Below are 23,250 nucleotides of genomic sequence, written 5' to 3'. Positions count from 1 at the left end.
CCTCGTTATCAGAAGGTGTAGTTGATGGCGAACATGCCCAGGCCGGCGCTCTCACGCCTGACCAGCGGGCTGTTGCGGGCCTGGTCGGCGTACTGGGTCAACGTCAGGCTGGCGAGCGTCGACCAGTGCGCGTCCAGGCTGTGCTGCCAGTTCAAGGCGGCGGAGTAGGCGTAGATCCCGGCGTCGGTGTCGTATCGCCCGTAGAGGGAACGTTGGCTCTGTGCCTGGGTGACGCCGAAGAAGGTCTGGTTGTAGCGGCCGTCACCGGCGTGAGCGTCGATGTCCAGGACCAGGGTGTCGCTGCCTGCGTGATACAGGATGCCTTCCAGGCCGAATCGGTAGCGGTTGCCGCGATGTTCGCCGGCCATGCGCAGTTCGGCTTCGCCGCTGACCGACAGCCAGTCAAGCAGTTGCTGGCTGAGGGTGAAGTCGGCGACGGTGGCGCCGTTGATATCGCCCATGCCGCTCAGCTCTCGATCTCCCGGGCGTGTGTTGCTGTCCTTTTCCTTGCGGCCCAGGTCGTAGTTGATTGCCGCGCTGGCGGCAAAGCCGCTGTCGGACTGAAACTGCACGCCGACGCCTCGTGTGGTGTCGGCAAACAGCACGCCGCGCTGGATGCTGAACATCGGCAGCACGAGGGCGCGGTAACGGTCGGCGCCCATGTAGCGCGGCGTGACGCCCATGCCGAGTCCCAGGGTAGCCGTGGTCGCGTCGGCTGCGGGGCTGGCATCGGCCGCCTGTGCGTTGGTCATGAGCGTGCAGCATGTAAGCAGGGCGGCGCTCCATAGCACGGCGCGGGTAGGGGGGGCGGTCAAGTTCATGGTGAAACCCTTTCTGCGGAGGAAAACAACGGTGCGCCGGACAGCGCGCGATACAGCACCAGGCGGTTGAACAGCAATTGGTAGGTGGCCTTGCGTAATTCAGTGGCCGATTCAGCCAGGCGAATGGCAGCCGTCGGGTGCTCCGAACGTGCCGCCGCACCGGCGGCGATCTGCTGGTCGAGACGCTTGGCCTTTAATGCGGTCAACGCTGCCAGATCGATTTGCGTGGTGGCGTTGGCCAAGGCTTGTTGGCGTTGGCTCAACAGGTCGGCGATTTCGCGGAAGGCGTCCTGCACGGTTTTTTCGTATTGGGCGACAGCTGACTGTTGGCGCGCAGTGGCCAAGTCAAGGTTGGCCCGGTTACGGCCCCCGTCGAACAGCGGCAGGTTCAGTTGCGGTGTGAACAACCACGCGCCGCTGCCGGATGAGAACAAGCTGCTCAAGTGCGGGCTGGCTATGCCTGCACCGGTGCTCAAGGTGATCGAGGGGAAGAACGCCGCACGCGCGGCACCGATGTTGGCATTCGCTGCGCGCAGCGCTTCTTCGGATTGGCGCACATCGAACCGCTGCAACAGTCGCTGTGACGGCAGTTCGACCAGCCATGGCGGAGTGCCGAGGTCGATGGCGGGGGTTTGTGTGGCCTGCGCAGTAGGGGCGACCTGATAACCGGTGACCCATGACAGCGCCTGCAATGCGCGCTCGTGGTCGGCGCTTGCATCCTGCAATTGCCGCGTAGCTCGATGAACCTCCATGCGTTGGGTATCGACCGTGTCCTGGGCTACCAGGCCTTCCTTTTGCTGGCCGACGAGCAGGCCCAGCAGATGGTTTTGCTCGTCGGAGATGGACTGCATGTCGGCCTGCACGCCTGCTTGCAAGCGTTCCTGCAAATACAAACGTGCCACTTCCACAATCAGCGCCTTGCGCGCGGCCAGGGCGCCGTAGTGTGTCGCCAGGTAGTCATGCTGCGCCGCGCCGGCCAGGCTGCGAACCCTGCCGAAAAAATCCAGCTCGAAGTCCGACACGCCTACGGAGGCCACCGCGATGTCCTGGCCGTAACGCTCGTCGGCAGCCTTGTCGTGCAAGCGCTGGCGGTTGCGTTGCAGCCCCAGTGCCACCGTTGGCCAGCGATCGGCGCGGGAAATGCCGTACTGGGCGCGAGCCTGCTCGACACGCAATAACGCCAGGCGCAGGTCCCGATTGTAGTTCAGGGCCTGATCAACCAACCGGGGTAGCTGCGCCGATGAGTCCAGCCCGATCAGCAGCTGTTTTTCTTCTTCGGTAAGCCGCTCTACCGCGTTGGTCATGGCCGATGGCGCGCCCGTTTCCGGGCCGCCGTGCAGGTCGTTCGGCACCGGCAGCGCGGGCGCCTGGTACGCCGGAGCCAGTGAGCAACCAGTCAACATGCCGACCAGCAGCAAAACCGCGCCGAGGCGTTCAGGCAGCTTGATAGGCTTGGACAGCGATGCAGTGGTCGGCATAGGATCGGTTCGCGAAAGTCAGGCGTAAGGCAATACTGGCAGCGGACTTTCAATAAACCGTTCGTGAATTATCAAGGTTTCATCAAGAGGCGTATTTGTGTCTGGAAAACGTATCCTTATCGTCGAAGACGACGCCGACAGCGCCAATATTCTGGAAGCCTATCTGCAGCGGGACGGCTTTGAGGTGGCATTGGCCGAAGACGGCCAGCGCGGTCTCGACCTGCACAAGAGCTGGCGGCCCGACCTGATACTGCTGGATGTGATGCTGCCGCGCCTGAGTGGCATCGAGGTGTTGTCCGCCGTACGTCGCAGCAGCGACACGCCGGTGATCATGGTCACGGCCATGGGCGACGAGCCGGAAAAACTGGGTGCCTTGCGTTATGGCGCCGACGACTATGTGGTCAAGCCCTACAGTCCACGCGAGGTGGTGGCGCGGGTGCACGCCGTGTTGCGGCGTACCGCGGGCAGCCAACCGGTGGAGCAACTGCTGCGCTATGAAAACCTGCGGGTCGACCTCATTGCCTTTACCGCTGCCATTGAACGCGGTGATGGGCAACCGCAGCTGTTGGACCTGACACCCACGGAATTCAAACTGCTGGTCACGTTGCTCAAGACGCCCTCGAAAGCCTTCACCCGCGATGAACTGCTCGAAATCTGCCTGCCGGACAGCGAAGCGTTGGCCCGCGTGGTGGACGCACACGTGCATAATCTTCGGCGCAAGCTTGAAAGCCAGGGCATCGCGGGTGTGCTGGTGACGGTGCGCTCCATTGGCTATCGGTTCAGGTGAGCAACATGCTTGAGAAATCACGAGGCAACGACAAACCGTTGTGGCGCTGGGTCGGCATGCGCATGAGCCTGTTGGCGATCGGCGCGGTGGTGGTGATCGCCCTCTGCATGTGGATCAACTTCAGGCTGTCAGACCGGTATTTTTTGCAGCACTTGCCGCCGGCGGCGCGCGAGGAGTTGCTGCAGCTGCGCGCCGAGCCGCAGCTCAACGAGACACGCTTGCGCCAGCTGGTTGCCGAATACTATCCGGTGGAGTTCTTCCAGCCGGACATGGCCAACCGCGACTGGCTGATTCTGGCTTGTCTGGTGATGGCTGCTATCCCGATCATCATTGTCTGTGGCATGTGGTTTTCGCGACCGTTGTCCAGCCAGTTCTCAGCGATTGCTCAGGGTGCACGGCGCGTTGCCGGGGGGGATTTCCTCACCCGCCTGCCACCTCACAAGCAAGCGCCCGACGAGCTGCAACGGTTGGTCAGCGACTTCAACAGCATGACCACGCAACTGGAGCGCTACGAGCGTGATGTGCGCGAGTCCAGCGCGGTCATTGCTCACGAACTGCGCACGCCGTTGAATGCGGCGATGGGGCGGGTTCAGGGCATGCTTGATGAGGTGTTTCCGAGCGATGCCGTGCAGTTAGGCATGGTCAAGCGCCAGCTTGACCAACTCAGAAAACTGGTGGATGACCTGCACCTGTTGTCGATGGCCAGGGCGGGGCGGCTGGTGCTGGAGCGCAGCGATTTTTCATTGGCCGCCTTGCTTGCCGAACGGCTGGCCTGGTTCCAGCCGCAACTGGATGAGGCTCATGTTCAAACGCACCTCAGCATTGCAGATGGGCTTCATATCCATGCCGATCGTGATCGCCTGGGGCAGGTGCTGAACATCCTGTTCGATAACCTGCTGCGTTACGCGGGGGGCGGTGGCGAATTGAACGTCATGGCGCACAGAATTCATGATCGGGTCGTGATTGAAATCGGTGACCGCGGCCCCGGCATCGAGGCGCAACACCTGGACAGCGTGTTCGACCGTTTCTGGCGGGCAGAGCGTTCCAGGGCCCGGTATTCCGGTGGCAGTGGCTTGGGCCTGTCCATTGCCCGTGCCATCTGTCAGGCCCATGGTGGGACAATTACCGCAAGCAATTGCCCCCAAGGCGGGACCCTGGTCAGGGCTGAGTTTCCGCTGTGATTGCATGGCTTGCTGCCCGAAATACAGACAGGGTCTACCTCAACTGCACGCTATCAAACACAAAACCAGGGCTCAGGAAGCCGCTGCCGGCTTGGCCCGATGCAACGCCGATCTCCAGCGTATTCGTGCCCGGCCGTAACGCGCTGGCCGGAATGCTCACCTCGAACACGGTGTTATTGCCCCGATAAGTGCCTCGGGTGATACCGCGGCTGTTGGGTTGGTTGGAGGCGGGGGGCACGGGCGCGGTCCAGTGCTGGTTGACGCTTACCTGTGGGCGGCCGCCGGCTTGAGCCAGCGAGAGGAACACACGCAGGTGACAGTCATGCACCTCGTTGGCGGCCAGGACGAACTCGATCCGGGTAGGGCTGTTGATGTCGCGCCATTGCGCCGCGGGAAACGCGTCGAGGTGGCTGCTGCCGACGGTGTAGGTGGCGGGGGCCCATGGCGCCATTCGTGTATCGCTTGGATGGGCCGATGACAGCAGCCCGGCGTTGCGAAAACCCATCGGGGTGCCATCGGGCACGCCGATTTGCCATTTCACCTGACCTGTCGGCGGCCGCGCCTGCAGGGTTGTTTGCGCGGTGCTGCCAGCCTTCACCTGTACAGTGCTTTGCGCCACTTCCAGCTCACGCTGATAAAGCGTCATTCGGTACTGCCCTGGACGTACAGCCGTCAGTTGAAACCGACCGTTGCCATCGACAGGTGCCCAGTACTCGGCGCTGGTATTGCTCAGGCTCACCACGGCGGGCAGGCTGGGGGCCACCCCGTAAACGCGCCCTGTTACCGCGCCGCGTCCGGCACTGTCCAAATAGCCCGCGAGCCCCAGGCTGTTGTTGACGAAAGCCAGGTTGGTCAAGGCTTCGGACGGCGCTTCACCGTCGGTAAACAGCAGCCCATACACCCCGTGCAGGCCGCCTCGGTAGGGCTCGGTCTGGGTGTGGTTGGAGAACATGTAGTTGTACAGCTCATGGGTGACGGCGGTCTTTTGGGTGGCGATATCCTTGAAAAACGGCCCGCCGGAACTGTGTTCGCGATTGCCCATCAGCATGTACACCGCGACGCCCGGGCCCTTAACGCCGTGCATGGGGTCATCGATCATCGGTTGTGCCGAGTAGAACTTGGAACTGGTGCGCCCATCCGGCAGCAGGAATACATCCTTGCCTTCGATCGCAGTGCCGACATTGGAGTCGGTGCCATGGTCAGCCTTTGGCAGCATGCTGACGTTGAGTCGTGCGACAAAACGCAGTTCGCCCACCGGCAGCAAGGTCGGGGCGTAGGTGGCCATGTAGATGGCGTTGCGGCCTTTATCGGCGAGGTAGTACTGGATCAAATCACCTGCCCGTGCGCTGATCACGATGACGTCGCCCACCGTGCGGGCCTCCACTTGCGCGGTGCCCAGGCCGGAAGCAATGTGCGAGGCTTTGGGCTCGGTGGTCTGCAGCTCGTGGCCGTGAAAGCGCATGGACACCAGGTCACCGTTGCGGGTATCCACGCTGAAGACCAGATCGGCGCCGGTATCGACAACGATCCGGGTACCTGTGCGCGTAGCCCCGAAACTGGCGGCATGCACCTGAGCGACAACCGCCATGCCACACAACACCATCAGCACTGTACGTCGCATCAGTTTTTCCCCGCGTTAAGGTGGCCTGCTCCTGCGTTTGCGGGCACTTGGGCCAGCGCAATTTCAGCAGGCTTCGGCGTGATGAGGTATTCACGGGATGCACTGAACGCCGCCAGCGCCGGTACGTCCTGGGGCCGGTAATCATCGCCGCTCAGGTGTTGCTGATTGGCCACACAAGGCCTGCCGATCACGCCCCGGCAGGCGTCCCCAGCCGCTTGTGCGAAGGGCGCGAAGGCCGTGCCGGGTTGCCGAGTGTCGTTGAACAGGGGATGGGACACATCCTCGAAAGCGTTGCCCTCCACCAGCAAGTGTGAGGTGGCGGTACGCGACATGATCGCGCCCTGGTAGGAGAGGTGCGCGAACAGGTTGTTGACCAGTTGTGCGCGAACATCGGCATCACCCATGCCACCGGAATGAGGCGCGCGTCCCGAGGTGTCATGCACGTAGTTGCCGACCAGTGTCAGGGTGTCGTGATGCCCCAGAAACAACCACACCCAGTAATGATGCCCATCACAGGTGGCGGAGTAGGGCGTACGGCCATCGAACTCATTGTTGGACAGCGTCACGTGCGTCGCGCTGCCCCAACCGGTGACGACCATCTGCCGGCCGATACGTACGAACGTGTCATGGTCGATCCAAACGCCGTCGGCATTGTCCAGCGTGAGCGCATCGCCGCCCCAGACCACGCGCGGGTTGATGTCAGACAGGGTCAGGTTACGCACAATCACATTGTGCGCGCCGCCGCCGACGAACAGGCCCATGCCCTGGATACCGGCGTGATTGCCCAGGCCTATCAGCGTCTTGTTCGACCCGATCTTCAGGCGCTGTAACCCGGCCTTGTCATAGGTCACGGTGGCCGGTGGTCTGGACTGGCAAAAATGATTGGCGCCATCGATCGCCCATTGCCCACCGCCCTTGGGGCAGGCATTGGCCATGCAGCCGGCCTCTGTGACCTGGGCGCTGCCGTTCGAGATAACCGAACCGCGAAAATCGAATGTGCGGTCCAGGGCAATGACGCGCGGCGTCTCATCCGTGCACTGACCGCGGCGGTCGTAGGTCGCACACAGGGCCGTTTTGAGTTCATCGGGCGTCGCAGGGTGCACGACCGTGGCGTTGCCGCCCCCGGTGACCCCCTTGGCAAAGCCCACGGGACGATTATCGGCCCATGCACACAGGGGTGATATCAGCGCCGCGCAGAGTATGGACGCAGACAGGCAGCGCACAAGGCAAGTGCTGGGCTTCAAATGCATCTCCTGAACGTTCTAGTACAGGCGCAGAAAACCCGGCCTGGCTGGTTAATGAGGCAGGCTATGATTTGAATACGCAGCGGTATTTATCAAACGGTTTGGGTCCCGATCCCGAGTTGCTTCAGGTCAGGTTCAGTTGAGAGCGTGCGCGACTGGACGTGCGAGTCGGCCGTCCGCGGTTTCATGGGCGTGTTCGCAAACGCCAACGGCCATGACGCGTTGCGCAACACGCAGCTTGACGTTACCGCAGCGGTCGCGTTCCCCAGCCTGGGTCGTGATACTTGGAAAGGTCGAGGGCGATGTGTCGATATTTGACAGACCTGGCCCGATTACAGTGGTTGTGGAGCGAGCTGAATAGGGCTTTGCTCGACATCTCCCGATTCAACATATGAAACGGCCCGCGAAACCCAGACGCTGTAACCGCAGCCTTTCAGCACTTCAATGCAAACCGTGGCAATCAAGAGCCTAACAAATGTTAGGTAGGGGCTTGACGCTAGCCAGTTCGCTCGCTATTGTTCAGATACCTAACGTTAGTTAGGTAATCAGCCAGCCCCACTCAGGATCGACCATGACCACTAAACTCCAGCTTTTCACTTCGCCTTCGGCCTTCCCTAACCCACAGCGCCTGCGCCTGTTCATGCACGAAAAGGGCATCGCCGATCTGTTCGACGAAACCGTTTATGACATGTCCCCGGGTGGCGAGCAGCGTGGCTGGCGTCACCTGAACATGAATCCGTGGGGCGAGACGCCCACGCTGCAACTGGAAGATGGAAGCTTCATTTCCGAGACGGCCGCCATTGTCCGCTACCTCGACCAGACCTATCCCGGTCGCAAGATCATGGGCGAGAGCGCGCTGGAGCAAGGGCTGGATAACATGTGGGACAACCGGGTCTGGGTGCACATCCTGTACCGCATCGTCACCGCGTTTCACGTGCTGCACACCGGGCTCGGGTTCAAGCTCGAACTGACCAAGAACGAGGCCTGGGGCGAGCACTGCCGCAAGGAAGCCTTGGCCCATGCGGCGCTGGTCAACCGTCATCTGTCTGACGGCCGTGAATGGTTGCTGGGCGGCGATGCTCCGACCTTTTCCGACATAACCCTGGCCACCGCCATCGCGTTTTCCAAGTTCCCGGTCAACGCCACCCCGCTGGATGAGCGTTTCGAGTTTCTGGACGCCTACTGGAAGCGCTGGCAGAAACGCCCTGGCTTCCAGGCTGCCTACGCCGATCGCAACAGTGGCATTCCTGAACTGGATTCGCCGGCCGAATAAGGGTTGGGTGGGTTGTGGGCAACCGTTGGGATCGCCGCCACATGGCGTTCCTGACGGACACCCGTTGAACGCTGACATCTACCTAACCAAAGGTAGGCTTTTGAGATAGCATGGCGCCACATTTTTCGAGACATCGTCCTCAGGACGAAAGGCATCACAATGAACACCAACGCCCGAGAAGCCATCCTGTTGGCCGCCACCAAGATCGCCCAGTCGCAGGGCTACAACGGCCTGAATTTTCGCGACCTTGCCCAAGCTGTCGGCATCAAAGCGGCGAGCATCTACTATCACTTCCCCAGCAAAGCCGATCTGGGCGTGGCGGTCGCCAAGCGCTATTGGCAAGATGGCGCGGCCGCACTCGAAACGATCTGCGAAGAAGACCCGAACCCGCTAGACGCCCTGCGTCGCTTTCCCGAGATTTTTCGTCGATCCCTTGAAGCCGATAATCGCCTTTGCCTCGCCAGCTTCGTGGGCGCCGAAACTGACAAACTGCCAAGCGAAATGACCACGGAAATCCAGATGTTTGCTGACGTGAATATCGCCTGGATAACCAAGCTTCTTACGGCCGCCGAGGTGTGCAAACCGCAAGACGCTCAAGCGCGGGCACGCGCCATATTTGCAGCCGTCGCCGGCGCTCAACTCATCGCCAGAAGCCGCTCGGACATCGCGCTTTTCGATACCTTGATAGACGCCTACCGCGTGTCCGGGCCCCTGACTGCGTAAGGGCTCATCCGCAGGCGGCGCTCGCGGTAGCGTGCTGGCCAGGGATGGCGTTAATCAGCTCACGGGTGTATTCGCTGGTCGGGCGGTTGAAGATGCGCTCCACCGAGCCCTGTTCGATCACCCGGCCCTTGCGCAACACCAGCACCTCATGGGCGAAGTTGGCGACCACCGACAAGTCGTGGGACACCAGCACGTAGGCGATACCCATGTCCCGTTGCAGCTCTTGCAGCAGTTCGAGGATGTGCGCCTGCACGGACACGTCGAGGGCGCTGACCGGTTCATCCAGTAGCAATAGATCCGGTTTCAGCGCCAGGGCGCGGGCGATGGCGACCCGTTGGCACTGGCCGCCGGAAAGCTCGCGCGGCAGGCGGTCGAGGAAACTGACCGGTAAATGCACGCGACTGATCAGCTCGCGCGCGGCCTGTTCCAGGGCGGCGCCCTTGAGCACGCCGAACGACACCAGCGGTTCGACGATGCTGTCGAACACGGTGAAGCGTGGGTCCAGCGCCGCAAACGGGTTTTGTTGCACCAGTTGCAGGCGCTGGCGCAGCGGGCGGAAGTCGCGCCAGCTGAGGTCGGTGACGTCCCGTTGCTCGAACCACACCCGCCCGCGGCTGGGTTTTTCCAGGCCGAGGGCGATGCGCAGCGCGGTGCTTTTGCCGGAGCCGGACTCGCCGACAATCGCCAGGGTCTGCCCGGGGTAGACCTGCAGGCTCACGTCCTCCAGCGCCACAAAGGTCGCGTCTTCGCCCTTGACCTTGGGCAGCGCGAACGTCTTGCCAACGTTTTGCAGGTGCAGGATCGGCGGCTGCGTCGGGTCCGGTCGGGCCAGTGGCTGGCGGCGCTTGGCGAACGCCGGCGCGGCAGCGATCAAGGCGCGGGTGTAGTCATGCTGCGGCGCGCCGAGAATCTGCCGTGGCACCCCTTGCTCCACCACTTGCCCCTGTTGCATCACCAGGACGCGGTCGGCGCGATCCAGCGCCACGCCAAGGTCATGGGTGATGATCAGCAACGAAATCCCGCGCTCACTGACCAGCCGTTGCAGGTGGTCGAGGATCTTGCGCTGCACGGTGACGTCGAGGGCGCTGGTCGGCTCGTCGGCAATGATCAAGCGTGGGTTGCCGGCCAGGGCGATGGCGATCAGCACGCGCTGGCGCATGCCCCCGGAGAGTTCATGCGGGTACTGGCGCGCGCGCAGTACCGGCTTGTCGATACCGACCTGTTGCAGCAGCTCGACGGTATCCGCATCGACGCCGGGGTAGCGCTTGCCCTTGGCCAGGATCAGCGCCTCGCCAATCTGCTGGCCAATGCGCAGGGTCGGGTTGAGGCTGACCATCGGGTCCTGGGGCACCAGGCCGATGGTGCGCCCGCGCAGGCCGCGTCTCTGGCGTTCGCCGGCGTGGGTGAGGTTGTTGCCGCCCACCCACAGCTCGCCGGCGCTGATGATTGCGCTGCCCGGCAACAGGCCGAGAATGGCGTTGGCCAGGGTGGATTTACCCGAGCCGGACTCGCCGACAATCGCCAGCGTCTCGCCCTGGGCGATGGTCAATGACAGCTGGTTTACCGCCAGGTTGCCGTGCCGATAGCTGACACTAAGCTGGCGAACATCCACTAAGGCATTCATCGCTGAACCTCCTCGAACGTGCGGGCAATGTGGTTGAGGCTGAACACCACCGCGACCAGGAACAGGCCGGGCAGCAACGACACCCAGGGGGCGGTGATCAGAAAGTGCCGACCGTTGGCGATCAACGTGCCCCATTCGGCGGCTGGAGGCGCGGCGCCGAAACCGAGAAAACTCAGGCCGGCGGTGGCGAGGATGGCTGCACCGAAATCCAGGGTCGCCAGTACCGCCACCGGGCCCCAGGCGTTGGGCAGGATGTGCCGCAGCAAGGTGCGGCCCCAGCTGGCGCCGCCCAGGCGTGCGGCTTCCACGTACGGCAATGTCTTGACCCGCAGCACTTCGGCGCGGGTGGTGCGGGCGAATCCGGGAATAATCCCGACGCCCACGGCGATCGCCACCGGCACCGTGCCGAAGCCGATGGCCGTGACAATCGCCAGGGCCAGCAGCAAGCCGGGCAGGGCGAGCAACACGTCGACAAACCGCATGATCACCGCATCGATACGCCCACCGGCAAAACCGGACAGAATGCCCAGCCCGAGCCCGCCCAACAACGCGATCCCCACCGCCAGGAAGGCCGCCAGCACCGACAGGCTGGAGCCGTAGACCACCCGGGTGTAAAGGTCGCGGCCCAGCTCGTCGGTGCCGAACCAGTGGCTCAGGTTCGGCGCGGTGAGCTTGACCGCAGGTGCGGTGGCATAGGGGTCGAAGCTGGTCAACCAGTGCGGCGCCACGGCGGCCAGCAATGAAAACAACACCATCAACACCGCCAGGCTGAAGCCCGGTCGCCGCAGCAAGGGCATGACCGCCGCCGTGGCACGTTGTCGGCGGGTGCGGCGTTGCCAGAGTGGAGTCGTAAGGCCGAGGTTTTGTTCAAGGATAGTCATGGTCTAGGACACCTTTGGCGTGTGGGCGATGCGCGGGTCGAGCCACGGGTACAGCAAGTCCACCAACAGGTTGACCAGCACAAAAGCTGCCGCCGACACCGCGACAATCGCCAGCACCACCGGGATGTCCTGGCGCAGCACGGCCTCCTGGGCCAGGCGGCCGATACCGGAGCGGGCAAAGATGGTTTCCACCAGCACCGCACCGGACACCGTGTTGCCCACCTGCAGGCCGATCAGCGTGAGAATGGGCAGCGCCGCGTTGCGAAACCCGTGGCGCGCCTGCACCTGGGCGCGGCTCAGGCCCTTGGCGTAGGCAGTGACGATATACGACTCCTGCCACACGCCCTGGAAGCTGCGCTGCAGCACTTGGGCATACACCGCCGCGCTGGGAATCGCCAGGGTGATCGCCGGCAGTACCAGGCTTTCAAAGCCCCGGCTGCCGGTGGCGGGGAACCAGCCGAGGCCGAAGGCAAACACCTGGATCAGCAGCAGGCCCATCCAGAACACCGGCACCGAAAACCCCAGGGAAGGCAGGCGCGCCAGGACTTTTTTCAGCGGTTGCCAGCGAATATAAGCGGTCAGGTAGGCCAGGCCGATGCCGCCGACCAGCGACAACACAATCGCCAGGCCGGCCAGGGACAGGGTTTGCGGCAGGCGCTCGGCAAGCAGCTCGGCGACCGGTCGGTTCAGCGACAGGGACTGGCCGAAGTCGCCATGCAAGGCGCCCAGCAGCAGGTCGACATACTGCTCGAACAGACCCTTGTCCAGGCCGTAATAGGCCCGCGCCTTGGCCAGGTCGGCCACCGACAATGAATCGGCCTCCATGCCCGAGGCGCTGAGCATGATCGACAGCGTGTCGCCCGGCAGCAGATAGAGGATGAAGTAGGTGATGCTATAGGCCCCCCACAGCACCAGCAGGGCCTGGCCGATGCGGCCGATGAGGTAGCGGCTCATGGCGTGCCGATCTCGATATCACCCAGCAGCGCGAAGCCCTCCGCGGTCCAGCGAAAGTTCTTCACCTTGGGCGACGTTGCCGCCTGCCACACGCGCTCGTACACCGGGAACGCCGAGCTTTCGTCGATCAGCAGGTCCTGCAGGTCGCCATAGGCGGCGGCACGTTGTGCGCCTTGGGTGGCGGTGATGCCGGCATCGAACAAGCCCTTGGCTTTTTCCAGGGTGGCCGGTTCGTAGGTATGAGTGGCCACGGTGGAGCTGTTGGCGCTGCGCGGGTCGAGAATGGTTTGCAGGATGATCGGGTCGGCGCGGGTCATGTAGTTGATAGTCAGGTCGTAGTTGCCGGCGGAGTTGTTGGCTACCCATTCGGCGCGGGTCACCACGCTGAGTTTCAACTCGATGCCAACCTTGCGCAGTTGGTCCTGGATCAGCACGTCACCCGCGGTTTCGGCCGGGCTGATGTTGTAGCTCAGGCTCAGGCGCTTGCCGTTTTTGCTGCGGTAACCGTCCGCGCCCTTGGCCCAGCCGGCTTGGTCCAACAGTTTTTCGGCAGCTGCCGGGTCGTAGCCGAGCTTGCTGCCCTGGCTTTTGAAGTAAGGCGTGGTCACGTCGAAGATGCCGTCCACCACCGGGAACTCGGCGTTATACACGGTGCTGGCGTAGCTCTTGCGGTCTATGGACTTCTGCACGGCCAGGCGCACGCGTTGATCGGCGAGGATGCGTTCGCCACGGGTGTTGGGGTACAGGTTCAGCGCCGGGCCCGGCAGCGAGCGGCTCTGGATGGTCGCGCCCTTGGACTGGAACAGCTTCAGGTCGACTTCCGAAAACGGGTTGCGTGGCCACAGGATGTCGGCCTTGCCCTGCAGAAACAGGCCGTTGCGCACGCTCTCTTCTGGGATGTAGCTGATGTCGACGGCGTCCAGGTGTGCCTCACCCGGGTTCTTCATATTCGCCGAGGGCCACGCGTAACCCTTGCGCTTGGTCAGGTGCGCGCCGACTTCCGGGGTATAGCTGGCCAGCACGAACGGCCCGGTGCCGATGATCTTGCCCAGTGAGCGCTCCTTGACCGTGAGTGCATAGGACGCGGGCGCGAGGATTGCCAGGTTGGTGGTTGAGGTGGCTTGTAAAAAACCCGCGTTGGGTTTGGCCAGTACCAGCTTGATGGTGAAGTCGTCGACCACTTCGGCGTGGTCATAACCGGCCAGATAGGTGGCGCCGAAGGTCGCCGGCAGCTCGGTGGCCAGGGCCTTGTCGCTGTCGAACGCGGTTTTCACCGCTTTCGCGTCGAAGCGCTCGCCGTTGCTGAACGTCACGTTGTCGCGCAGGTGAAAGGTGTAGGTCAGCGCGTCGTCACTGATCTCCCAGCGCTTGGCCAGCCAGGGGATGATCTTGCCAGTGGCCGGGTCCTGGTCGGTGAGCGACTCGGCGACATTGCGCAGCAGCACGCGGTGTTCCAGCCAGTAGACCTGGAACGGGTCGACGCTGACCAGGGTGGTGTTGTCGCCAAAAAAGGCAATGTTCAGGGTTTTGTTCGCTTGCGCCTGGTCACCCGAAGGGGAGCAGGCGGCCAGGCTGATTGCCAGGGCGCAGGGGGCCAGCAGACGGCTCATCAAGTTGGAGGTGTTCAATGGGGTGCCCTCGTTTGGCGATGTGAATCAGAAGTCGTAGGCCAGCTTGGTGTACCAGTAGCCGCCGCCCGGATAGAACGGCGGGTTGCCGTAAGGCGCCAGGCCCAGGTTGCTGTAGACGGCGTGCCGGTCGGGGCGCACGTCGAAGATGTTGGTGCCGCCGATGCTGACGGTGATGCTGTCGACGAAGGTGTAGCTGACGTCGAGGTCGGTGATCCATTTGGCGCCGAAGCTGCGATCCCCGGTGGGGTTGACCGCCAGGGTCTTGACCGCGCCGTAGCGGGCGGTTTGCAGGTTGACCGCGAGGTCCCGGACCTTCCAGTTCGCGCCGAGGATCCACTTGGTCTTGGGCGACGCCTGCGTGAGGTCACCCTCGCGGTCGCGGCCCACCAGGGTCACGCCGGAACCGTTCAGTGCGGCCGGGGTGTCGCGGGTGCCTTCGATGGTGGTCTTGTTCCAGTTAAAGCCCAGGCTCCAGCGCACGTCGCCCCAGGCATCCAGCGGCGTGGTGTGGTCGGCGACCACATCCAGGCCACGGGTGCGGGTGTCGAAGGCGTTGGTGTAATAGTTGACCCAGGTGCCGGTGGGCACGCCCTGGGCGGCGAGGATCGCGTTGACTGCGCCATTGCCCTGGTCATAGATATTGCTCGTCAGGGCGATGCGGTCGTCGATGTCGATCAGGTAGGCGTCGGCGGTGATGCTGGTGCGCGGCGCCGGTTGCCAGGTGAGGCCCAGGCCGAGGTTGCGCGACTTCTCCGGTTTCAGGTCATCGCCACCCAGCGCCTTGGCCAGGTTGCTGCCCGACGGGGTCAGGCGGGTGACGGCCGGAACCACGTTGCCGTTGACGTCGGTGGCCACGCGGTTGTCCGCCACGGTGTAGCCGATCTGGGTCAGCGACGGCGCACGGAAACCAGTGCCGACGGTGCCGCGCACCGCCACGCTGTCGGTCAGCTCGTAGCGCGAGTTCACCTTGAGGCCGAAGGTGTTGCCCGAATCATCGTCGTAATGTTCGACCCGCCCGGCCACATCGAGGAACCAGCGCTCGGTGAGGTCAAAGCCCAGGTCCAGGTAGCCGGCGTAGTTGTTGCGGATCAGGCTGACCTCATCTTCGGGGCGAATGGTCACGGCCGCCTGTGCGCCCGATGCCGCCGGGTAGGTGCCGGTGATGTAGGCCTCGGGGTCGCCGGCGAAGGTGCTGAAATGCTCCCAGCGATGCTCCAGGCCCGCCGACACCTGCACCGGCGGCGTGAGGTTGAACAGGCTGTCGTAACGGCGGGTGAAGTCGAGGTTGTTGACCCATTGCTCGAAGCGGAAGGTCGCCAGGTTGTCGAATGTGGTCGGCGAGGCGGTGCCCAGCGACGGGTTGATATTCAGGTCGCTGGAGTGGTGCACATTGTTGCGCCCGTAAGTGGTGCTCAGGTCCCAGTTCCACTCGGCCACTTGGCCCTTGCCGCCAAACAGCAACTGGTAGTCGCGGTCCTTGATGTTGTTCAGCGGGTAGTAGCCGTCGGGGAACACCTCGGGCACCGCCGCGCGGCCGGTGGGCAGACGGAAATAGTTGGCCGCTTCGGCGTCGCGCTCGCCGTAGGTGGAGAACGAATAAAGGGTCAGCGCTTCCAGCGGCAACTCGGCGTTGTAGGCGAGGTTGAAGGCCTTGAGGTCGGGGTCGCCGTTCTTGATGGCCACGCGATCCCAGGCCGCTTCCTTGGCCGGATCGTTGAAGGCGCGTACGCTGCTGTCGGCCTTGTCGTTCCAGGAGGCTTCGCCGCGTTTGCGCGCATCGGCCGAGAGGTGGAAGAAGCCACCATCGCCGAGCTTGAAACCCTGGTCGCCGGCGACCTTGATGGTTTCGCCCTGGCCGGAATACAACTGGCCATAGCTGGTCTCCAGGTGCCCGCCGTTGTTGGCGGACTTGAGGATGATATTGATCACCCCAGCCACCGCATCCGAACCGTACTGGGCGGCGGCGCTGTCCTTGAGTACTTCGATATGGTCGACCGAGCTGACCGGGATCAGGTCGATGTCCACGGCATTTGCGCCGCTGTTGTCGATCGAGCCGCGCTGGCCGGTGGCGCCGTTGTGGCGCCGTTTGCCGTTGACCAGCACCAGGGTGTAGGCCGGGCCGAGGCTGCGGTTGCTCAGCGGGCGGGTCACCGAGTTGTAGCCGGCGATATTGGTGCCGAAGTTGAAGGAGGGCAGCAGCTTGGCGATCGCCTCGGACAACTCGGCGCGGCCGGTCTTGAGCAACTGCTCGCTGTTGATCACATCAATGGGGGCCGGGCTGTCGGCGACGGTGCGCTCCTGGCCGCGCAAACCGGTGGAAATCACCGTTACCGTGCCGAGCTTGGCGTCCTCGGCGCCCGCGGGCACCGCCGCCAGCAGCAGCGAGCTGGTCAACAGCGACAGGTGGAATTTTTTCAGCGGGGCGGGGAGAGAAATATCTGGCATATCAAGAGAGATCCATGTCGGGAGTACGTCCTCCGCCAGGCATGGGGTCGGTCTGTGAAGTGAAGATATCTCTATAAAAAACTGCGGGGAAAGTCTTTTTTGGAATAAGCTAATTATTAGATAAAATCATCTTTCGGGTTAATAAGATCATCTATTTTTATTATCTGGCGGAAGCGGCGTGGCGCCTCGCCGTCGGATGTGCACAACGTCATCGCCTGTCATAATCCCCCGTCTCACCCCAGCCCCCACACGGAGTCCATGCCATTCATGGTGCTGTTGAATCGATTGAGCGCGTTTTCCATCCAGGCGCGCAGGGCACTGAAGCTGGTGTGGGGGACGTCGCGTCCCTTATTCATAGGCCTGCTGCTGGCCACCATCGTTGCCGGTCTGTTGCCTGCGCTGGCTGCCTGGATCGGCCAGCGTATTGTCGATGGCGTGGTGCACGCGATGCAGATCCATGCAGCCGGCAGCCAGGCGCCCGTGTGGCCCGTGATGCAGTACGTGCTGGCCGAGGCGGGCGTGTTGGCGCTGCTGGCCGCCGCCCAGCGCGCGTTGTCCATGCAGCAATCGTTGCTGCGGGTGCAGTTGGGGGTGAAGGTCAACCTGATGATTCTGGAGAAAGCCCAGACCCTCTCACTCCTGCAATTTGAAGACGCCGAGTTCCACGACAAGCTGGTGCGCGTGCGCCAGGGCGCGTCCACACGGCCGCTGAGCCTGGTCACCAAGGGCCTGGGGCTGGTTCAGAACCTGATCTCGCTGATCAGCTTTGCCGTGCTGTTAGTGCACTTTTCGCCGTGGGCACTGGTGATTCTGGTGGTCGGCGCCTTACCGGTGTTCTTCGCCGAGACGCATTTCTCGGGCAATGCGTTTCGCCTGTTCCACCGGCGCGCGCCCGAGACCCGTCAGCAGAATTACCTGGAATCGCTGCTGTCCCACGAGACCCATGCCAAAGAGGTCAAGCTGTTCGGCCTGGCGCCGCTGTTCATCAAGCGCTACCGCGACAACGCCCGGCGCTTGTACACCGAAGACCGCCAGTTGACGGTGCGCCGGGATGCCTGGGGCTTTGCCCTGGGCCTGCTGGGCACCGCGGCGTTTTATGTGGCGTACGCCTGGGTGGTGCTGGACACCGTGCGCGGCCAGACCAGCCTGGGACAGATGACCATGTACATCGTGCTGTTCAAGCAGGGGCAAAGCGCGATCACCGCCAGCCTCAGCGCGATTGCCGGCCTGTATGACGACAGCTTGTTTCTGTCGGACCTGTATGAGTACCTGCTAACCCCTGTGGTGGTGGCGAGTGGCCGGCTTACCCAGGGCGCGCGTCCTGGCGACGGCCTGCGCTGCGAGCACGTGGGGTTCACTTACCCCGGCGCCGAGCGGCCGGCATTGACTGACATCAATCTGCACCTGGCGCCGGGGCAAAGCCTGGCCCTGGTGGGCGAGAATGGCTCGGGCAAAACCAGCCTGATCAAACTGCTCACGCGCCTGTATACCCCGCACGAGGGGCGCATTCTGCTGGATGGCAGCGACTTGCAAGACTGGGATGAACAGACACTGCGCCAGCGCATTGGGGTGATTTTCCAGGATTACATCCGCTACCAGATGACCGTCGGCGAGAACCTTGGCGTGGGTGACGTCGATGCGCTGAACGACGAGGCGCGCTGGCGCACTGCCGCAACCCAGGGGGTGGCCGCCGAATTCATCGAGCGTTTGAGCAGGACCTACGGCACACAGTTGGGGCGCTGGCTTGGTGGCCAGGAGTTGTCGGGTGGGCAATGGCAGAAAGTCGCGTTGTCCCGCGCGTATATGCGCCAGGAGGCGGATCTGCTGATTCTTGACGAGCCGACGGCAGCGCTGGACGCCGGCGCCGAGGCGGCGGTGTTCGAGCACTTTCGCGAACACGCCAAGGGCCGCATGACATTGTTGATTTCCCATCGATTCTCCAGCGTGCGCAATGCCGACCACATTATCGTGCTGGACGGCGGGCGAATCCTGGAGGAGGGCAGCCATCACCAGTTGATGGCGGAAGGTGGGCGCTATGCCGAGTTGTTCGATGTTCAGGCGCGCGGGTATCGCTAGGTCCCGAGCGCCCGTCCAATCCGGCCCGACGATACCTCCGAGGTACCGCTTCAGACTGCACTGCTTCAGGCGGCAGGCCTTACGCGGAAGGCCAGGAATACCGGACCGCCCGGAAAGGTGCTGAGCTCCAGCTCATCCAGCGGCGCGACTGTGGCTGTTCGGCGCCCGGCATTGCTGTAGAGCGTGTGGCCGCCGGAGGCGACGATGTTGATCCTGCCGGCAGCCGCCTGGATCAGTGTGGCCTTGAACCCCTCGGTCACATCGTCATCGATAGTCAACGTGACGTCAGTGTTGCTGATGACCAGAATCGACTTGCCTGAATCGGCCATGGTCAAAGGTCTGCCGGCAGTGATCGAGGCGTTGGTGTGCACATGGCCACCGGCGTGATAGCTGACCATCCTGGGGTCGGCGAAGACACGGGCGAAGGCGCCGACATAATTGACACTGGCGCGCATGTCATCGAACTGCTCCACAACGTAGGTGCCGATGCTGCCGGACACCTCTGCGTTGGAGTCCATCACCCATTTGCGTCCCACCATCAGCCCGATCCGGGTGTTGGCACGTACACCTGCACGCATCTCTTCAAGAAACAGCGTATCGATCTGGGCACCGCCTCTGCCCTGGACATAGGTGAACCGCGCTATCGAGTGACTGCCGCCCGTCGGGCTGCCTTGTGAGGTATCGACCTTGTAATCGACAAAGTCCGCCGAGACGATGGTGGTCGTGGTGTTGGCGTTGGGCGCCCAGGTGAAATCAAGGACTCGACCGGTTTTGATCTGTTCCATGGAAACCGTGGCTTGGGCGGTGGTGGTGGAGCCTGACTGCTTCAAATCGTCGTTCATGTCACTCATCCTTAAGTAAAGAGCGTGCTTGAGCTTGGGGCGAAGTAACTCACTACCCCTTAAGCTGTACATATAGACAGTAGTCGAGGTTTCAGCGTTTTGCGATTGGGCCGACGAGTTGCAGGCGCCCGTGTGGCTCAGAGGGCCGGTGGCTATCCTGTGTAGGCGAGTCCCCGTTGCCGACAGCACTGCAGGGGTCAGATAGAGGGCAAACAATTACGCAAGTATTATCTTTTGAAATAGACTGAGCTGACGTTAATCAGACTGGGTGTATCAGGATGACATCTTCGACAGGTTGGTCAGCATTGCTCCTCGGGAAAAACGGATTGCGCTCCGCGGCATTGGCAGGCGGCGTTGCGCTTCACGCGATCAATGTCTACCTGGTGACAACGATTCTGCCTTCAGTGGTCGCCGACATCGGCGGCCTCGACTATTACGCCTGGAACACCACGTTGTTCGTGGTGGCCTCGATCATCGGCTCCGTGCTGTCGACCAAGTGCCTGGCAGGATTGGGACCCCGGGCTGCCTATGTCTGGGCAGGAGTGATCTTCGCCATCGGCTGCGCGGTGTGCAGCCTGTCGCCGAACATGGCGGTCATGATTCTCGGCCGGACGATTCAAGGGCTGGGCGGGGGGCTATTGTTCGCGCTGCCCTACGCCATGATCCGCCTGGTATTTGCCGAGCCATTGTGGCCGCGGGCGATGGCATTGATCTCTGGCATGTGGGGGGCGGCAACGCTGATCGGGCCGGCGGTGGGCGGCATTTTCGCGGAGTACGACGCTTGGCGCGCAGCCTTTCTGGCACTCATTCCGGTCACTGCGTTGTTCATGGTGTTGGCATGGTCGCTGCTACCGAAGAAAAGCATCGAGGCACCTCGACATGTCGCCGTTCCGATGGCGCAGCTGGTGCTATTGAGTGGCGTGGTGCTGGCGATTTCGGTAGGCAGTATCAAACCGGATGCGCTGTATAGCGTCCTGGGCCTGGCGGTCGGTCTGTTGCTTCTGTATTTCGTCTACCAGGTGGAAGTGCGTGCAACCTTGCGGTTGTTGCCCAAGGGCGCGATGACGGCCCGCAATGCATTGCTGCCGCTGTATTGCTCCATGAGCCTGATGGTGATAGGCATGACCAGCGAAGTTTTCGTGCCGTATTTTCTGCAAACACTGCATCTTCAGCCACCGCTGCTGGCCGGTTACATCAGCGCGCTGATGGCGGCAGGCTGGACGTTGGGCGCGCTGTACAGTTCTGGGTTGAAGCCCGATTCAGCGACCCGCGCCATTGGCATCGCACCGTTCTGCATCGTCGCAGGGCTCATCGTGGCGTTTATCTTCGTGCCGCGCTCGGGGCCTTCGATCATCAACGTGGCAGGTGTGTGCGTCGGGATGCTGGTGATTGGCCTCGGGATTGGCCTGGCGTGGCCGCATTTGCTGACTCGCGTACTGGAGAGCGTGTCCGAGGACGAAAAGGAATTGGCGGGTGCGTCGATCACCACTGTCCAATTGATCGCCACGGCCATCGGCGCGGCATTGGCCGGCATGATCGTAAACCTGAGCGGGTTCTCTTCGCCCGGTGGGGTTGCCGGCGCGTCCAGTGCTGCGGCCTGGCTGTTTGGTGTATACGCCGCGCTGTCGATGCTGATCTTTGTCACGGTCAGGCCGGTGATTCGAAGCAAGACCGAGCAACCGACGTTTGGCCCGGCTTGACGGTGCTTCGCGCAGAGATCGGCTGAATATTCGACAATGAGGCCTCGACGCTACCGGCACTTTCGCATAGGCCTTCCAACCACACACCCTCGCCGCCAGGACAGTGTGACAGTCTTTCGCGGGTAACCCCTCCAGGGCGCCAGGTATCCCGGCGAGCACTTGCCAGACAGGGTTTGCAGCCTTCCTGAACCATCTCCCGTAGAAAGTTAAATCTTGTATTAAAACGCCTGCGCTGTATTATCCAAGTAATGTCTTGTGTATATACCTGGGGCTGGCTTTACCTTTAGGCAGATAGGGAGGTTTGTATGACGATGGAGGCGTGGGTATTGGGTCACTCGATGTCGGTGTTCCTGGCCGTACAGGCCGTTGGCGTGAGCCTGTGGCTGAGCATCGCGGTGCTTAACAACTGGCAAGCGTTTCGCAGCTCGGTAGGCGCGGTGGGCGCGACCATGGCCATGGAGCCGTTGCGCCAGAGCCCTGCCATCGAGATTCCCCTATTGGTGCGGGCCGTACGCTCACCGCGTTTGCACCAACTGGCCCTGCTGATAGTGCTGGCCCTGCAATTGGTCGCGGCGCTGGCGGCCTGGACCGGCAGCTATCAGCTGATCCTCGGCGACGGCCTGGTGTCGGCACGGCCCTGGCTCAACCTCGCCCTCAGCGCGTTTTCGACGTTTGTCTTCGCCATGCTGCTGGGGGGCTTGTGGTTCGGCTACTGGATTCGCCAGGAGGGTTTGCAATTGACTCACCTGGTGCTGTCGATCTGGGCAGTGCTGGCCTTCTTCCTGTTCAACCACAGCTGGCTGTGAGCCGCGCGTAACACACTCATCGTGATAAGGACGTCCATGAACAAGAAGAAGATAACCAGCCTGGTGTTGATTCCGGTGGCGGTCATTGCGGTGGTGATGATGTCGCGCGCGCCATCCCAGGCCCAGCCTGCCGATGCCCCGGCCGGCGCGTTGACCAAGGTCGCGCTGGGGGCGGTGCAATTACGCCCGGCCAATGTGTATTTCGCCGGCGTCGGTGAGCTGGAAGCGGCTTCCCAGGTGCAGGTTTGCGCCGAGGTCGGCGGGCGGGTCACCTTGATCAACTTCGAGTCGGGCCGTCAGGTCAAGGCTGGCGAGGTGCTGGTCAAACTCAACGATGCCCCGGAGCAGGCCGAGCAGCTGCGGCTGCAGGCCCAGGTGCGCAATGCCGAGATCATTCGCAAGCGGGTGACCGGGCTGGTCAGGGAAAACGCGGCGACCCAGGAACAGCTCGACAACGCCCGGGCCGCCGATGAAATGGCTCAGGGCGAGTTGAAAAAAGTCCAGGCACTGATTGCCCAGAAGACTATCCGCGCACCCTTCGCCGGAGTGCTCGGCATCCGCCAGGTCAACGAAGGGCAGTACCTCAATGTCGGCGACCGCATCGTCAGTCTGGTCAACACCCAGGTGCTCTATGTCAATTTTTCCCTGGATGAGCAGCTCAGCCGCCGTCTGACCGTCGGGCAAACCGTGGGCGTGCTGATCGACGCCTACCCTGACCGGGTGTTCAAGGCGCGGATCAGTGCCGTTGACCCGATGATCGGCCGCTCGCGTACGGTGCAGGTGCAGGCCACCCTGGACAGATCGCAGGCCCACCTCAAGCCTGGCATGTACGCCAGTGTCAAAGTGGCCGATACCGAAGTGGCCGAGGTCCTGACCGTGCCGGAAACGGCGGTGGCCTATACCGCCTATGGCGATACCGTTTTTCTCGCTCGCCCGGATAAGGGCACCGCGCTGGTGGTCAAGCGGGTGGCGGTGAAAATCGGCCAGCGCCAGGACGGTTGGGTCCAGATTCAGGAAGGCCTGCAAGAGGGTGATCAGGTGGTGACTTCCGGGCAACTCAAGCTCAGTGACGGCATGGCGGTGCAGCCGACCGATGACACCCTGGTCCTGCCGGCGGCCAAACCGCCTGTGACGGGCATCTGATTCTTCGTCCAGAGAACGCT

At 62.7% G+C, this 23,250-nt stretch carries 18 protein-coding genes; 8 read left to right on the top strand and 10 right to left on the bottom strand.

The genetic code is table 11. The features are described 5' to 3' along the window. Nucleotides 1–8: 8 nt before the first annotated feature. The gene (locus SC318_RS14085; RefSeq protein ID WP_320427261.1) at nucleotides 9–821 is read right to left on the bottom strand and encodes a MipA/OmpV family protein; all 813 of its coding nucleotides are present in this window, start codon (nucleotides 819–821) and stop codon (nucleotides 9–11) included. Continuing rightward, nucleotides 818–2,299 (bottom strand): efflux transporter outer membrane subunit, encoded by a 1,482-nt coding sequence (locus SC318_RS14080; RefSeq protein WP_320427260.1) that lies wholly within the window; start codon nucleotides 2,297–2,299, stop codon nucleotides 818–820. The genes SC318_RS14085 and SC318_RS14080 overlap by 4 nt, the downstream gene beginning before the upstream one ends. A 97-nt stretch (nucleotides 2,300–2,396) precedes the next feature. Between SC318_RS14080 and SC318_RS14075 the strand changes: the two genes are divergently transcribed. Further along, nucleotides 2,397–3,086, top strand: a complete 690-nt coding sequence (locus tag SC318_RS14075) for a response regulator (RefSeq protein ID WP_124386058.1) — start codon at nucleotides 2,397–2,399, stop codon at nucleotides 3,084–3,086. A gap of 5 nt (nucleotides 3,087–3,091) precedes the next feature. Continuing rightward, nucleotides 3,092–4,267 carry a sensor histidine kinase gene (locus SC318_RS14070; RefSeq protein WP_320427259.1) on the top strand — a complete coding sequence of 392 codons (1,176 nt, stop codon included), beginning with the start codon at nucleotides 3,092–3,094 and terminating at the stop codon, nucleotides 4,265–4,267. A gap of 34 nt (nucleotides 4,268–4,301) precedes the next feature. Here the strand turns inward: SC318_RS14070 and SC318_RS14065 are convergent, their stop codons facing one another. After that, a complete protein-coding gene (locus tag SC318_RS14065) occupies nucleotides 4,302–5,888 on the bottom strand; it encodes a rhamnogalacturonan lyase B N-terminal domain-containing protein (protein ID WP_320427258.1) in 1,587 nt (528 codons plus the stop codon). Beyond that, complete coding sequence (locus SC318_RS14060) at nucleotides 5,888–7,138, bottom strand: pectate lyase family protein (protein ID WP_320427257.1); 1,251 nt, start codon at nucleotides 7,136–7,138, stop codon at nucleotides 5,888–5,890. The genes SC318_RS14065 and SC318_RS14060 overlap by 1 nt, the downstream gene beginning before the upstream one ends. Nucleotides 7,139–7,703: 565 nt before the next feature. Between SC318_RS14060 and SC318_RS14055 the strand changes: the two genes are divergently transcribed. Next, nucleotides 7,704–8,405, top strand: coding sequence for a glutathione S-transferase family protein (locus tag SC318_RS14055; RefSeq protein ID WP_320427256.1), 702 nt, complete (start codon nucleotides 7,704–7,706; stop codon nucleotides 8,403–8,405). A gap of 159 nt (nucleotides 8,406–8,564) precedes the next feature. Further along, nucleotides 8,565–9,128, top strand: a complete 564-nt coding sequence (locus SC318_RS14050) for a TetR/AcrR family transcriptional regulator (RefSeq protein WP_320427255.1) — start codon at nucleotides 8,565–8,567, stop codon at nucleotides 9,126–9,128. Nucleotides 9,129–9,132: 4 nt separating this feature from the next. On the opposite strand, the gene SC318_RS14045 is transcribed toward SC318_RS14050, so the two are convergent. Genes SC318_RS14045 through SC318_RS14025 form a run of 5 tightly spaced genes read right to left on the bottom strand, consistent with a single transcriptional unit; the run spans nucleotide 9,133 to nucleotide 16,663 of the window. Next, on the bottom strand, nucleotides 9,133–10,752 hold the full coding sequence (locus tag SC318_RS14045) for a dipeptide ABC transporter ATP-binding protein (protein ID WP_320427254.1): 1,620 nt from the start codon (nucleotides 10,750–10,752) through the stop codon (nucleotides 9,133–9,135). Next, a complete protein-coding gene (locus tag SC318_RS14040; protein ID WP_320427253.1) occupies nucleotides 10,749–11,633 on the bottom strand; it encodes an ABC transporter permease in 885 nt (294 codons plus the stop codon). Before SC318_RS14040 ends, SC318_RS14045 begins: the two co-directional genes overlap by 4 nt. Before the next feature lie 3 nt (nucleotides 11,634–11,636). Then, complete coding sequence (locus tag SC318_RS14035) at nucleotides 11,637–12,587, bottom strand: ABC transporter permease (protein ID WP_320427252.1); 951 nt, start codon at nucleotides 12,585–12,587, stop codon at nucleotides 11,637–11,639. Further along, on the bottom strand, nucleotides 12,584–14,197 hold the full coding sequence (locus tag SC318_RS14030; protein ID WP_320431235.1) for an ABC transporter substrate-binding protein: 1,614 nt from the start codon (nucleotides 14,195–14,197) through the stop codon (nucleotides 12,584–12,586). Before SC318_RS14030 ends, SC318_RS14035 begins: the two co-directional genes overlap by 4 nt. Nucleotides 14,198–14,242: 45 nt before the next feature. Next, on the bottom strand, nucleotides 14,243–16,663 hold the full coding sequence (locus tag SC318_RS14025) for a TonB-dependent receptor plug domain-containing protein (protein WP_320427251.1): 2,421 nt from the start codon (nucleotides 16,661–16,663) through the stop codon (nucleotides 14,243–14,245). A gap of 267 nt (nucleotides 16,664–16,930) precedes the next feature. Between SC318_RS14025 and SC318_RS14020 the strand changes: the two genes are divergently transcribed. Next, nucleotides 16,931–18,739 carry an ABC transporter ATP-binding protein gene (locus SC318_RS14020; protein ID WP_320427250.1) on the top strand — a complete coding sequence of 603 codons (1,809 nt, stop codon included), beginning with the start codon at nucleotides 16,931–16,933 and terminating at the stop codon, nucleotides 18,737–18,739. 65 nt (nucleotides 18,740–18,804) lie between these two features. Here SC318_RS14020 and SC318_RS14015 read toward each other — a convergent pair whose 3' ends face one another. After that, the gene (locus SC318_RS14015) at nucleotides 18,805–19,581 is read right to left on the bottom strand and encodes a hypothetical protein (protein WP_320427249.1); all 777 of its coding nucleotides are present in this window, start codon (nucleotides 19,579–19,581) and stop codon (nucleotides 18,805–18,807) included. A gap of 278 nt (nucleotides 19,582–19,859) precedes the next feature. Here SC318_RS14015 and SC318_RS14010 point away from each other — a divergent pair, with 278 nt between their 5' ends. The 3 genes from SC318_RS14010 to SC318_RS14000 all read left to right on the top strand — a co-directional run bounded on the left by SC318_RS14010 (nucleotide 19,860) and on the right by SC318_RS14000 (nucleotide 23,230). Then, the gene (locus SC318_RS14010) at nucleotides 19,860–21,281 is read left to right on the top strand and encodes an MFS transporter (protein WP_320427248.1); all 1,422 of its coding nucleotides are present in this window, start codon (nucleotides 19,860–19,862) and stop codon (nucleotides 21,279–21,281) included. Nucleotides 21,282–21,586: 305 nt separating this feature from the next. Next, nucleotides 21,587–22,087: a DUF2165 family protein gene (locus SC318_RS14005; protein ID WP_320427247.1), complete on the top strand. Its 501-nt coding sequence runs from the start codon at nucleotides 21,587–21,589 to the stop codon at nucleotides 22,085–22,087. 36 nt (nucleotides 22,088–22,123) lie between these two features. Next, the gene (locus SC318_RS14000) at nucleotides 22,124–23,230 is read left to right on the top strand and encodes an efflux RND transporter periplasmic adaptor subunit (RefSeq protein ID WP_320427246.1); all 1,107 of its coding nucleotides are present in this window, start codon (nucleotides 22,124–22,126) and stop codon (nucleotides 23,228–23,230) included. The last annotated feature ends 20 nt before the right edge of the window (nucleotides 23,231–23,250 follow it).

Origin of the sequence: Pseudomonas sp. MUP55 (assembly GCF_034043515.1) — a bacterium.
In the GTDB taxonomy this organism is placed as follows: domain Bacteria; phylum Pseudomonadota; class Gammaproteobacteria; order Pseudomonadales; family Pseudomonadaceae; genus Aquipseudomonas.
The sequence above is the reverse complement of the archived record's forward strand: the minus strand, read 5'-3'. Positions and strand labels throughout refer to the sequence as shown.